The sequence below is a fragment of the Agrococcus sediminis genome (assembly GCF_007923295.1).
In the GTDB taxonomy this organism is placed as follows: Bacteria; Actinomycetota; Actinomycetes; order Actinomycetales; family Microbacteriaceae; genus Agrococcus; species Agrococcus sediminis.
The window spans coordinates 121,416-134,044 of record NZ_VOIR01000013.1 but is presented as its reverse complement, the minus strand read 5'-3'; the positions used below and the strand labels follow the sequence as shown (position 1 = coordinate 134,044).

Annotated in this window: 12 protein-coding genes; 8 read left to right on the top strand and 4 right to left on the bottom strand. The window is 73.9% G+C overall.

The window, feature by feature from the left end:
* The first annotated feature begins 67 nt into the window (after positions 1–67).
* Genes FQ330_RS06495 through FQ330_RS06485 form a run of 3 tightly spaced genes read left to right on the top strand, consistent with a single transcriptional unit; the run spans position 68 to position 3,217 of the window.
* Entirely contained in the window at positions 68–1,078 is a 1,011-nt protein-coding gene (locus FQ330_RS06495) for an LLM class F420-dependent oxidoreductase (protein ID WP_146356160.1), read from the top strand.
* 13 nt (positions 1,079–1,091) lie between these two features.
* The gene (locus FQ330_RS06490; protein ID WP_128190111.1) at positions 1,092–2,786 is read left to right on the top strand and encodes a DUF885 domain-containing protein; all 1,695 of its coding nucleotides are present in this window, start codon (positions 1,092–1,094) and stop codon (positions 2,784–2,786) included.
* Complete coding sequence (locus tag FQ330_RS06485; RefSeq protein ID WP_146356158.1) at positions 2,783–3,217, top strand: hypothetical protein; 435 nt, start codon at positions 2,783–2,785, stop codon at positions 3,215–3,217. The genes FQ330_RS06490 and FQ330_RS06485 overlap by 4 nt, the downstream gene beginning before the upstream one ends.
* A 7-nt stretch (positions 3,218–3,224) precedes the next feature.
* On the opposite strand, the gene FQ330_RS06480 is transcribed toward FQ330_RS06485, so the two are convergent.
* Positions 3,225–3,857: a hypothetical protein gene (locus FQ330_RS06480; protein ID WP_146356156.1), complete on the bottom strand. Its 633-nt coding sequence runs from the start codon at positions 3,855–3,857 to the stop codon at positions 3,225–3,227.
* Positions 3,858–4,021: 164 nt separating this feature from the next.
* On the opposite strand from FQ330_RS06480, the gene rpsA reads away from it, so the two are divergent.
* Complete coding sequence (gene rpsA, locus FQ330_RS06475; RefSeq protein WP_128190114.1) at positions 4,022–5,485, top strand: 30S ribosomal protein S1; 1,464 nt, start codon at positions 4,022–4,024, stop codon at positions 5,483–5,485.
* Positions 5,486–5,561: 76 nt separating this feature from the next.
* Positions 5,562–6,911, top strand: coding sequence for a serine hydrolase domain-containing protein (locus tag FQ330_RS06470; RefSeq protein ID WP_146356154.1), 1,350 nt, complete (start codon positions 5,562–5,564; stop codon positions 6,909–6,911).
* Here the strand turns inward: FQ330_RS06470 and FQ330_RS06465 are convergent.
* Complete coding sequence (locus FQ330_RS06465) at positions 6,908–7,531, bottom strand: DUF4126 domain-containing protein (protein WP_225792724.1); 624 nt, start codon at positions 7,529–7,531, stop codon at positions 6,908–6,910. The genes FQ330_RS06470 and FQ330_RS06465 overlap by 4 nt on opposite strands.
* Positions 7,532–7,630: 99 nt before the next feature.
* On the opposite strand from FQ330_RS06465, the gene FQ330_RS06460 reads away from it, so the two are divergent.
* A complete protein-coding gene (locus FQ330_RS06460; RefSeq protein ID WP_146356152.1) occupies positions 7,631–9,247 on the top strand; it encodes a sensor histidine kinase in 1,617 nt (538 codons plus the stop codon).
* Complete coding sequence (locus FQ330_RS06455) at positions 9,244–10,452, top strand: diguanylate cyclase domain-containing protein (RefSeq protein WP_128190117.1); 1,209 nt, start codon at positions 9,244–9,246, stop codon at positions 10,450–10,452. Before FQ330_RS06460 ends, FQ330_RS06455 begins: the two co-directional genes overlap by 4 nt.
* Here FQ330_RS06455 and FQ330_RS06450 read toward each other — a convergent pair.
* On the bottom strand, positions 10,434–11,324 hold the full coding sequence (locus tag FQ330_RS06450; protein ID WP_128190118.1) for a response regulator transcription factor: 891 nt from the start codon (positions 11,322–11,324) through the stop codon (positions 10,434–10,436). The two genes, FQ330_RS06455 and FQ330_RS06450, sit on opposite strands and share 19 nt — an antisense overlap.
* Positions 11,325–11,381: 57 nt before the next feature.
* The gene (locus tag FQ330_RS06445; protein ID WP_146356149.1) at positions 11,382–11,885 is read right to left on the bottom strand and encodes a S24/S26 family peptidase; all 504 of its coding nucleotides are present in this window, start codon (positions 11,883–11,885) and stop codon (positions 11,382–11,384) included.
* Positions 11,886–12,002: 117 nt separating this feature from the next.
* Between FQ330_RS06445 and coaE the strand changes: the two genes are divergently transcribed.
* On the top strand, positions 12,003–12,620 hold the full coding sequence (gene coaE, locus FQ330_RS06440) for a dephospho-CoA kinase (protein WP_146356147.1): 618 nt from the start codon (positions 12,003–12,005) through the stop codon (positions 12,618–12,620).
* Positions 12,621–12,629: the final 9 nt, after the last annotated feature.

Sequence of the window (12,629 nt, the reverse complement as noted above, 5' to 3'; positions counted from 1 at the left end):
TCGCGCTGTCAATCCCGCCGGTCCCACGCCGCCTGAAGAGCCCAGCCGGCGCGCCTAGGCTGGCGCCATGACTCACGACGCACTCCAGTACGGCCTCTTCGTCCCGCAGGGCTGGCGGCTCGACCTCGTCGGCATCGACCCCGCCGACCAGTGGGGGCGGATGCTCGACGTCGCGAAGCGCGCCGATGCCGGCGCGTGGGACTCGATCTGGGTCTACGACCACTTCCACACGACGCCGCAGCCGACCGGCGAGGCCACGCACGAGGCCTGGACGCTCATGGCCGCGCTCGCCGCCACGACGAGCCGCGTGCGGCTCGGCCAGATGTGCACGTGCATGGGCTACCGCAACCCCGCCTACCTCGCGAAGGTCGCCGCGACCGTCGACGTCATCTCCGGCGGCCGGCTCGAGTTCGGCATCGGCGCCGGCTGGTACGAGCACGAGTGGCGCGCGTACGGCTACGGCTTCCCGGGCGTCGGCGACCGCATCTCGGCGCTCCGCGACGGCGTGCAGATCATCCAGCGCCTGTGGGCCGACGGCGAGGCGACGATCGAGTCGCAGACGTACGCGGTCGACGGCGCGATCTGCCGCCCCCAGCCGCTGCAGACCGGCCGCGACGGCCGGCCGCGCATCCCCACGTGGATCGCCGGCGGCGGCGAGCAGCGCACGCTGCGCTACGCGGCGAAGTGGGCCGACGCGACGAACTTCGGCGGCAGCCCCGAGCAGTTCGCCCGCAAGCGCGACGTGCTGCTCGGGCACCTCGAGCGCGAGGGGCGCGACCCCGCCGAGGTGCGCCTGACCTCGAACCTCAACATCGTCGTCCGGGAGACCGAGGCGGAGGCGCGACGCGTCGTCGACGAGGTGAACGCGCGCGCCGACTCGGCGATGCCCGCCGAGCACGCCGGCACCGGCTTCTCGACGAAGGGCGCGGTCGTCGGCACGCCGCAGCAGGTGCTCGACCACGTGGGCGCGCTGCGCGAGGCGGGCCTCGGCACGCTCATCGCCTACATGCCGGAGGTCGCGTTCGAGCAGGACGGCATCGAGCTGTTCGAGCGCGAGGTGATGGGGCGCCTCGTCTGACTAGGCTGTCGCCATGACTGACGAGACCGCCGGCGCTCCGTCGCGCCCGCAGACCGAGATCGACCGCATCGCCGAGGCCTACGTGCACAGGGCGGCGGCGCTGAACCCCGAGATCAACGTGTACGTCGGCCTCGAGGGCGACAAGGCCGGCTACGGCGACTACTCGCCCGAGGGCCGCAGGGCCGACGCCGAGCTCGCTCGCGAGACGCTCGCCGCGCTCCAGGCCGCCGAGCCCGCCGACGACGTCGACTGGGTGACCAAGACCGACCTGTCGCGCGAGCTGCAGCTGGAGCTCGACGTCGAGGCCTCCGGCTGGGGCGACCGCGACCTGAACAACCTCGCGAGCCCGGCCTCGGGCATCCGCGACATCTTCGACCTGATGTCGACCGCGACCGAGGACGACTGGTCGACGATCGCCGAGCGCATGCGCAACGTGCCGGCCGCGATCGACGGCTACATCGCGTCGCTGCGCAACGGCATCGCGACGGGCAACACGCCCGCCGCGCGCCAGATCGACAACGTGCTCGAGCAGTTCACCGACTACGCGCCCGGGAAGGGCTTCTTCCACGAGTTCGCCGGGTCCGCGAAGGCGGGGGAGGCGGAGCTGCCCGAGTCGCTCCGCAGCGACCTCGCGGCCGCGGCTGGCGAGGCGACCGAGGCGCACGCGCGGCTCGCCGAGTTCCTGCGCTCCGAGCTCGCCGCATCCGCCAACCCCGTCGACGCCGTGGGCCGCGAGTTCTACTCGCTCATGTCGCGCCGCTTCCTCGGCGCCGAGGTCGACCTCGACGAGACCTACGCGTGGGGCATCGAGGAGCTCGAGCGCATGCGCACCGAGCAGGAGGCGATCGCGCACGAGATCAAGCCGGGCGCCTCCGTGCAGGAGGCGATCGCGTTCCTCGACCAGGATGCGAGCCGCAAGCTGCACGGCACCGACGCGCTCAAGGCGTGGATGCAGGCGACGAGCGACCGCGCGATCGAGGAGCTCGGGCGCAGCCACTTCGACATCGCCGAGCCCATCACGGCGCTCGAGTGCATGATCGCGCCGACCCAGACCGGCGGCATCTACTACACGGGCCCCTCCGACGACTTCTCGCGCCCCGGCCGCATGTGGTGGTCGGTGCCCGAGGGCGTCACGGAGTTCGACACCTGGCGCGAGCTGACGACCGTCTACCACGAGGGCGTCCCGGGCCACCACCTGCAGATCGCGCAGGCGACCTACAACCGCAAGCAGCTGAACCTCTGGCGGCGCGCGTTCGCCGGCACCTCCGGCCACGCCGAGGGCTGGGCGCTGTACGCCGAGCGGCTGATGGAGTCGCTCGGCTACCTCGACGACCCGGCCGACCGCCTCGGCATGCTCGACGGGCAGCGGATGCGCGCGGCCCGCGTCGTGCTCGACATCGGCGTGCACCTCGGCAAGCCGCGCCTCGACGGCACGGGCGAGTGGGACTTCGACTACGCCTTCGAGTTCATGCGCTCGAACGTGAACATGAACGAGCCGTTCGTGCGGTTCGAGGTGAACCGCTACTTCGGCTGGCCCGGGCAGGCGCCGTCGTACAAGATCGGCCAGCGCATCTTCGAGCAGATCCGCGATGCCGCGAAGGACGCCGAGGGCGACGCGTTCGACCTGAAGCGCTTCCACATGCGCGTGCTGAACATCGGCGGCGTCGGGCTCGACACGCTGCGCGAGGCCGTGCTGCGCGGGGCATGAGCGCACGCGACGCGGCGGCCGGGCTGCGCGAGCCGGTCGACCACTTCGACCAGCTCGCGCAGCTCGAGCGCGCCGCGCTCGGGCCGCACGCGGGTGAGCCGATGCGCGTGTGCGAGGCGGCCCGCGCCGCCTCGCTGCGGCTGCAGGCGGAGGAGCCTGCGGCCCCGGAGCGCGGCATGCTCGCCCGCCTGCTCGGCGGCGGCCGCGCCGAGCGCGAGCACGAGCGGCGCATGGACGCCTGGGACGAGGCGCTCGACGCCCTCGAGGCAGAGACCGAGGCGGCGATGGCGCGCTGGCGCGCGAGCGCCGACCCGGCGCTGCTGGCCGCGGCGACCGCCGACCGCGGGCTGTTCGACGCCGAGCTCGCGGCGGGCACGGCCGCCGAGCCGATCGGCACCATGATGGTGCGGTCGGCGCTCGCGCACGACTGAGCCGGGCTCAGCCCTTGTCGGCGTCGAGGCGCATGCCGCGCCGCCCGAGCTCGAAGCGGAGCGCGTCGACCACGCGGGCGAACTCCCGGTCGTCGGCGAAGGGGCCCGCGTGCAGCGCGACCTCGGGAGCGCCGTGGGGCAGCAGCAGCACCGACCGGTGCGCGTCGAGCCCGGTCCGGCGGCCGATGGCGCGGCCCACCTCCCGGCCGGCGACGTCGCCGAGGGTGAGCGTGGGTCGCAGCCGCACGCCGTGCCAGCGCACCGCGACGCGCTGCAGCGCCTCGTAGGGCACGAGGCCGGCCGGCCCCTCGACGCCTGCGGGACCGACGGCGAGGAGCGTGGCGCCGAGCGGGAAGCGGCGCTCGACGTGGTGCACGACGCCCGCCGACCAGACGGCGAGCGCAGCGATCAGCGCTGCGCAGACCATGCCGACACCGCCGAGCGCGAGCAGCGCGAAGCGGCCGAGGCCCAGCGGATCGACGCCCGTCAGGCCGCCCACGAGCGCGCCGCCGAACCAGAGCGCGGCCCAGGCCGCCGTGACGCCGGCGCCGATCGCGAGCACGCGGTAGACGCGCGCGACCGGGCGGCGCCGCTCGGGGTCGACGACGATGCGGAGCGAGGAGCCGTCTGCGATGAGCACCCGCCGAGGATAGCCATCCCGGCTCCGCGGAGCGGGTTGTCGGGGGTGGCGGCGCCCGTGTAGGATCGCTGGGTCACGCGTGTGACGCATCACCCATCCGAACCGCCGCCGAGCATCCGCATGCCCGTCGGCCCGAGATCCCCCAATAAGGCACCTTGAACTCTATGACCACTGCAACGACCAAGGCTCCCAAGCAGGTCGCTGTGAACGACATCGGCTCGACCGATGACTTCATGGCCGCCGTTGAGAAGACCCTGAAGTTCTTCAACGACGGCGACCTCATCGAGGGCACCGTCGTCAAGATCGACCGCGACGAGGTCCTGCTCGACGTCGGCTACAAGACCGAGGGTGTCATCCCCTCGCGCGAGCTCTCCATCAAGCACGACGTCGACCCGACGGAGGTCGTCGAGGTCGGCGACACCGTCGAGGCGCTCGTCCTCCAGAAGGAGGACAAGGAGGGTCGCCTGATCCTCTCGAAGAAGCGCGCGCAGTACGAGCGCGCCTGGGGCGACGTCGAGCGCATCAAGGACGAGGACGGCGTCGTCACTGGCACCGTCATCGAGGTGGTCAAGGGCGGTCTCATCGTCGACATCGGCCTGCGCGGCTTCCTGCCGGCCTCGCTCATCGAGCTCCGCCGCGTGCGCGACCTCACCCCGTACCTGGGCCAGGAGATCGAGGCCAAGATCCTCGAGCTCGACAAGAACCGCAACAACGTGGTCCTGTCGCGCCGGGCGCTGCTCGAGGAGACGCAGTCCGCATCGCGCGGCCAGTTCCTCCAGTCGCTGCAGAAGGGCCAGGTCCGCAAGGGCGTCGTCTCGTCGATCGTCAACTTCGGCGCCTTCGTCGACCTCGGCGGGGTCGACGGCCTCGTGCACGTCTCCGAGCTCTCGTGGAAGCACATCGAGCACGCGTCGGAGGTCGTCGAGGTGGGCCAGGAGGTCACCGTCGAGATCCTCACCGTCGAGCTCGACCGCGAGCGCGTCTCGCTGTCGCTCAAGGCGACGCAGGAGGACCCGTGGCAGATCTTCGCCCGCACCCACGCCATCGGCCAGGTCGCACCGGGCAAGGTCACGAAGCTCGTCACGTTCGGCGCGTTCGTGCGCGTCGCGGACGGCATCGAGGGCCTCGTGCACATCTCCGAGCTGTCGGCCCGCCACGTCGAGACGGCTGACCAGGTCGTCGCGGTCGGCGACGAGGTCTTCGTGAAGATCATCGACATCGACCTCGAGCGCCGCCGCATCTCGCTCTCGCTGAAGCAGGCGAACGAGGGCGTCGACCCCGAGGGCACCGACTTCGACCCGGCGCTCTACGGCATGCTCGCCGAGTACGACGAGCAGGGCAACTACAAGTTCCCGGAGGGCTTCGACCCCGAGACGAACGAGTGGAAGGAAGGCTTCGAGTCGCAGCGCGAGGCCTGGGAGGCCGAGTACGCCGCAGCGCAGACGCGCTGGGAGGCGCACAAGGCGCAGGTCGCCGCTGCTCGCGACGCCTCCGTGCTCTCGAACGACGTGCCCTCGGGCGCCCAGTCGTTCGGCGGCAGCTCCGAGGAGTCGTCCAGCGCCGGCACGCTCGCCGACGACGAGGCCCTCGCCGCACTCCGCGAGAAGCTCACGGGCTCGAGCGAGTAGTCGATCGCACCACGAGCGGGCCGCATCCTCCGGATGCGGCCCGCTCCGCGTTGCGGGGCATGCCAGGATCGGAGGCATGCCCGCCGACGACGCGATCCCGCACGCCCTCGAGTACGCCGACCGCTGGCTCGCCTACCGCCGCTGGCGGCTGCGCATCCCGGGCGTGCAGGCGGCGGTGCGCATCGGGGGCGAGCTCGTGCTCGACACGGCGCACGGCGTCGCCGACGAGGCGACGGGCGAGGCGCTCACGAGCGCGCACCGCTTCCGCATCGCCTCCCACTCGAAGGCGCTCGCCGCGATCGTCGCGATGCGGCTCGTCGACGAGGGCCGCCTGCGCCTCGACGACGAGGCGCAGCAGCACGCGCCGGCGCTCCGCGGCACCGACGCCGGCAGGCTGCTCGTGCGGGAGCTGCTCTCGCACGGCGGCGGTGCGGTGCGCGACGGCGACGACGTGGGCTTCTGGCACCTCGCGGGCCCGTTCCCCGACCACGACGGCCTGCTCGCGATCGCGAGGTCCGGCGTCGAGCGGATCCCCGCATCCGTCGAGTTCAAGTACTCCAACGTCGGCTTCGGGCTGCTCGGGCTCGTCGTCGAGGGCGCGACCGGCGTGCCCTACGCCGACGCCTTCGCGCGCCTGCTCGCCGAGCCGCTCGGCCTCGCCGCGACCGCGGCCGACCTCAACGACGGCGACTCGCCGCTCGTGACCGGCCACTCGGCGCTGCACTCGGCGACCGAGCGCACGGCGCTCGGCAGCCCCGCGGCACGAGCCCTCGCAGCCGCGACCGGCGCGGTGTCGACGGCGGCGGAGCTGACGGATGCGCTGCGGACGGTCGTCGACGCCGACGGCCGGCTGCTGAGCGCCGCCGCCCGCAGGCGCATGCGGCAGCAGCACTGGTCGACGACCGGTCGCGACGGGGGCGCGGGCGGCTATGGCCTCGGCCTCATGCTGCGCGAGGTCGACGGACGCACCTGGGCGGGCCACGGCGGCGCCTGGACGGGCCAGGCGACGCGCACGCTCGTCGACGCGGAGCGCGACGTGGTGGTGAGCGTGCTGACGAACGCGATCGACGGCCCGGCGGAGGAGCTCGCGGTCGGGCTCGCGCGGCTCGTGCACGCGGCGCTCGAGGGCACCGACGCCCCGATCGAGCGCGCCCGCTCGTTCGAGGGGTCGTTCGCGAGCGTCTGGGGCCGCGTCGACGTCGTCGAGCTCGGCGGGCGCCTGCTCGGCGTCTCGCCGACGGCCGCCGACCCGATGGCGGCGGTCGACGAGCTCGAGCCGCTCGACGACGACCGGGTGCGCATCCGCGCCGCGACGGGCATGGGCTCCGGCCACGAGACCGCGATCGCGGAGCGGGGCGCCGACGGCCGCGTCGCGCGGTGGCAGGGCGCCTGGCGCATGGACGCCGTCGAGGCGGTGCCGGCCTAGCCGTCGGCCATGCGCTCGGTCGCCGGCCGCAGGTCGGCGTTGCGCCGCCTCCGCGCGCTCCGCCACACCGACCAGCCGAAGAGGCCGAGGAGCAGCAGCGCGACCACGACGAGCAGCGGCGCGACGATCGCGAGCAGCGACATGCCGACCGCGCCGACGTCCTCGATCGTCGACACGACAGGGGCGGCCGCACCGGCGGTCGCGATGTTCGCGGCGGGCCGGAGCGCCGTCTTCCCCGCGTGCACCGTGAGCGCGATCACGGCGCCGACGAGGATCGGCACCCACTGGTGGGTCGAGAAGAACTCCGCCGGGTCGGTGACCGCGACGGTGGAGGCGGTCGACGACGAGCCGAAGACGAGCCCGCCGGCCGTGGGCCGCACGATCGTCTGGATGACGTCGTTGACGCTGTCGACCGCGGGGATCTTGTCGGCGACGACCTCGACGACGAGCAGCACGGCGATGATGCCGAGCACCCAGCCGTTCGACAGCCACGCCCATCCCTCGGGCAGCTGCATCGCATCCGGGAAGAAGCGGCCCGCCACCCCGACCGCGAGCAGCGGGATGTAGGCGTTCATGCCGGCCGCAGCCGCCAGCCCGGACCCCGTCAGGAACTCCAGCACGATGCCTCCTCGCCGCGACCCGGTCGGCCGCTCGCGCCGATCGTAGCGGCGGGGCCCGGGCGTGCGCCGAAGCGAGCCGCGGCGCGGTAGCGTCATCCCATGATCGCGGCGGTCATCCCAGCGCGCACCGGCACGGTGCGCCCCGACCGCACGCGCGAGCGCGCGACCGCCGTCAACCAGCTGCTGCTGGCCGCCGCGACGCTCGTCGCGTGCGGGCTGGTGGTCGTGCGCGGCGGCGTCTCCGACGCCGACCTGCTCTTCACGGGCGTGCTGCTCGTCTTCGCGCTCACGGTCGCCGCGCTCGTCGTGCCCTGGAACCGCGTGCACCCGGCGTGGGTCGCGCTCATCCCGATCGGCGATCTGGTCGCCATCTACATGCTGCAGATCGCCGACCCCGCGTCCGAGCTGTGGCTGCTCTGGCTCGTGCCGGCCACCTGGCTCGCGACGGTCGGCGGCTGGCGGGGGCTCGTGATCGGCGCCGGCGGCTCATCGCTGCTGTTCTGGACGGCGCTGCTGTTCTCCGACGACCTGCCGAACCGCGTGCACATCTACCTCGGCCCGATCGCGATCGTGACCGCGGCCGTCATCGCCTTCGTCGGCGCGCGTCGGGCCGCGGCGCAGCGCGCGCTGCTCGACGAGCAGGCGGAGTACCTCGACCACGCGGTCGAGCGCGCCCGGCGGCAGGAGGATGCGGTGAGCGAGCTGCTCGACGCGGTCGACTTCGGCGTCGTGCGCATCGGCGCGGACGGCTCCATCTCGATCGAGAACGATGCGAACGCCCGCCTGACGGCCGTGGGTGAGGGCGGGCAGATGTTCGGGCCCGACGGCGTGACGCCCATCGAGCCCGGCATGACGCCGGCGGCCCGAGCGCGCCGCGGGGAGACGTTCGAGAACGAGCTGTCGTGGATCGGCCCGCCGGGGGAGAACCGTCGCGCGCTGCAGTCGACCGCCCGGCGGCTCCTCGACGTCGACGGGGCCGACGCGGGCGCGATCCTCGTCACGCGCGACGTCACGGCCGAGCAGACCGCGGTGCACATGCGCGACGAGCTCGTCGCCTCCGTCTCGCACGAGCTGCGCACGCCGCTCACGAGCGTGCTCGGGCACCTCGACCTCGCGCTCGACGGCGGCGACGTCGGCCCGCAGGCGCGCCGCAGCCTCGAGATCGCCGAGCGCAACGCCTCGCGCCTCCTCGTGATCATCGGCGACATCCTCGCCGCGACCGCCGACGGGCCGGGACGGTTCGACGTGCGCCCGGTGCGCGAGGACCTCTCGGCCGTCGTGGTGGCGTCGGTCGAGGCGCTCGAGCCGCGCGCCGCGGCGCGCAACATCGTCGTCGACACGTCGGGCATCGAGCCCGTGCACGCCGACATCGACCCCATCCGCATCCGCCAGGTGGTCGACAACCTCGTCGGCAACGCGGTCAACTACCACACGGGCGACGGGCTCATCGAGGTCGGGGTCACCTCCGACGACAAGCACGCGTGGCTCGTGGTGCGCGACGACGGGCCCGGCATCCCGGAGGACGCGCTGCCGCACCTGTTCGAGCGCCGCTACCGCGGCGCCACGGCGCGGGCGCCGGGCAACGGGCTCGGCCTCACGATCAGCAGGGACCTCGTGCGTGCGCACGGCGGGGAGATCACCGTCCAGAGCGAGCCGGGGAGCGGCGCGACCTTCGTGGTGCGCCTGCCTCTGCGCAGGAGCGGAGTGCAGGCATGACCCTCGACCCGGACACCGTCCGCCTCATCACCGCGCTCGTCGTGCACGTCGCGGGCGGCCTGTTCGTGCTCGAGACGATGGTCCGCAAGGACGACCGCGCCGGCCGCGTCTGGGCGCTCGGGTTCATCGGCGGGATGATCGCGACCGAGGCCTTCATCGTCTACACCGTGAGCGAGGGCAGCTGGTGGCCGCTCGCGATCGGCAACGCCGCCTGGGTCGCGTGCCTCGGGCTGCTGTGGCTCGGCTGCCGGGTCTTCAACGGCCGGGCCGCGCGGCGTCCCGCCTACGTGCTGGGCGCGACCGTGGCGCTCGTGTTCCTCGCCGCGCTCATCGACGTGCCGCTCGAGGGCGCCTGGTCGGGCGCCTGGGTGATGTTCGCCGCGAACGCCGCCTTCGGCGCGCTCGGCGCGTTCGAGACCTTCCGGCGGGGCGCGATGCGCCGCACCCGCACCGCGCTCGGCCTCGGCGTCGTGCTCGCGCTCGCGTCGGTGTTCCAGGCGGTGCGGCTCGTGAGCGCCGTCACGCTCGGCACCGAGCACCCGGTGTTCCAGGAGTGGGTGAGCAGCGGCCTGGCAGGGGTGGCCACGATCTGCCTGGCGATCGTCGCCGTGACCGTCGCATCCGTCCTCCGCGCCGAGCAGGTGCGCCTGCGCGGCACCGAGGATTCGACGCTCATGGCGATCGCACCCGACGGCGTGCTGCTCGCGCCGTCGTTCTCACGGGTGCTCGGCGGCCGGCTCATGCGCGCCAACCGGCGCGCGGAGCTGTTCGGCGTGCTCGTGGTGCGCATCGACGCGCTCTCGCGGATCGCCACCGCCTTCGGCGCCGACGAGGCCGACCACGTGCGGCAGGCTGCCCGCGCCGCGGTGCGCCGCCTGTCGCCGACGACGGCGGCGCTCGGCACCGACGATCACGGCATCCTGATGCTCGCCTTCCAGCCCTCGTCGCCCGCCGACGCGCGCCAGCTCGCCGCGCGCATGCACCGCGCCATGCTCGACCAGATGCGCACGGCGGGCGTGCCCGTCGTGCCGCCGATCGGCATGGGCGTGAGCCTCACGAGCATCACCGGCTACGACCGCGAGGCGCTCATCGAGGCGGCGCGCTCGGCGGCGCGGCGCGCCATGGCGAGCGACGACGTGACGGTCGTGGTCGCCGGTGAGGACGACGAGACCGATCAGGCGCTGGGTCAGGCGGTGCGGCGGTAGCCGACGCCGCGCACGGTCTCGATCCAGCGGGGCTCCGAGGGCGACTCGCCGAGCTTGCGGCGCAGGTTGGCGACGTGCACCTCGATGGCGCGCGCGTCGTGCTCGCTGAGGAAGTGGTCGGGCTCGCCGCGCTCGCCGCGCAGCATGCCGGCCAGCTGCAGCTTGCTGACGACGCGGCGGCCGGAGCCGAGCAGCATGCGCAGGATGTCGAACTCGCTGCGCGTCAGCTCGACCTCGGCGCCGTCGAGCTCGACGACGCGCGCGCCCGGCTCGAGCCGCAGGCCGCGGTGCACGAGCGGGGCGACGCCCGGCTCGTCCTCGGCCCAGGGGGCCGACGAGGCGTGCGCGGGGCTCGGCGCCACCTGGTGGGGGCCGGTGTGGTCGGAGACGCCCTGGCCCCAGCCCTGCGGCGGCTGCGGCGCCGACGGCGGGGGAGACGGATGCGTCGAGGCGATCGCGCGGGGCCGGCGCATCATCGCCTCGATCCGGGCCCGCAGCTCGCGGGGCCGGAAGGGCTTCACGATGTAGTCGTCGGCACCGGTCTGCAGGCCGACGAGCGTGTCGATCTCGTCGCCGCGCGCGGTGATCATGACGAGGTAGGCGGTCGTCAGGCTGCGGATCTGGCGCGCGGTCTCGAAGCCGTCGATGCCGGGCATGTTGACGTCGATCGTGACGACGATCGGGTCGTGCTCGCGCACGAGCTCGACGCCCGCGGCGCCGTCGGCGGCGGTGTGGACGGTGAACCCGCCCTGCGTGAGGACCTGCGCGAGCAGCTCGCGGATGTCCTCGCCATCCTCGATGACGACGGCGACGTCCTCGTCCACGGGGCCTCCCAGGTCTCGCATCGCGCTCTTGGGTGCGACAGCGGTCATGCTACCTTCTGCGGTCCTCACGGAGACCACCTCCTCGTCGAGCGGGTCGATCCCGGCTCACACGAGCCGGCGCGCCGGCGGCGCCGCCGGCGACTTCGCGAACAGGACCACGGCGAGCAGGAGCCCGGCCGCGGCGAGCAGGGGGAGGCCGAGCTTCGGCTCCAGCACCGAGGCGGCGACGGCGCCGATGCCGGGGACGCGGAGCGTCGGGGCCCAGGCCTCCGCGCCGACGCGGTGCTCCGAGACGCGCTCGGTGGCGTCCGCCGCCGTGGTGAGGCTCCATGAGCCCGGGGCGAGCGCCTCCACGGCGACGATCCGCTCGGGCAGGAGCGTGCCGCCGCTCGGGACGCTGACGACGTCGCCCTCGGCGAGGTCGGCGGTGGGCACGCGCGTCGTGACGAGCAGGTCGCCGGCCGCGTACGAGGGCTGCATGGCGCCGGTCGCGACCACGACGGGGTGCGCGAGGCCGGCGAGCGCGGCGGCCCAGAGCACGGCGGCGACCGCGGCGGCGGCCGCGAGCAGCGCGAGCGTCGCGATGGCGATGCGTCGGAGGGCGATCACGGCGCCTCCTTCCCTGGGACGCTCGTGACGCTACGGCGGGCGCCTCAGCAGGCGCGGACGCCGCGGCGCAGTGAACGCTTGAGGTTGACTCAGGAAACGCCGTGGGAGACTGCTGCTATGCCCCTCGTCGCGCTCACCGGCGGCATCGCCTCCGGCAAGTCCACCATCGCCGGCCGCCTCGCCGAGCTCGGCGCGGTCGTCGTCGACGCGGATACCGTCGTGCGCGAGCTGCAGCAGCCGGGGGAGCCCGTGCTCGCCGCGATCGCGGAGTCCTTCGGCCCGCAGGTGCTGCGCGCCGACGGATCGCTCGACCGCGCGGCGCTCGGCGCCGTGGTGTTCGCCGACGACGCGGCCCGCCGCCGCCTGAACGCGATCGTGCACCCGGCCGTCTCGGCCGAGTCGGGCCGCCGGTTCCGCGCGGCGCTCGCGGCCGACCCCGCGGCGGTCGTGGTCTACGACGTGCCGCTGCTCGTGGAGGCGCGCCCCGACGACCCCTGGGACCTCGTCGTCGTCGCCCACGCGCCCGAGGACATCCGGGTGCAGCGGCTCGTGGCGCTGCGCGGCATGACGGAGGCGGATGCGCGGGCGCGCGTCGCGTCGCAGGCGAGCGACGAGCGCCGGCTCGCCATCGCCGACGTCGTGATCGACACCGGCGGGGACCTCGATGCGACGGTCGCGCAGACCGATGCGCTGTGGCGACGGCTCTCGCAGGAGCCTGTGGGCGGCCGCTCGTAGGCTGGAGGC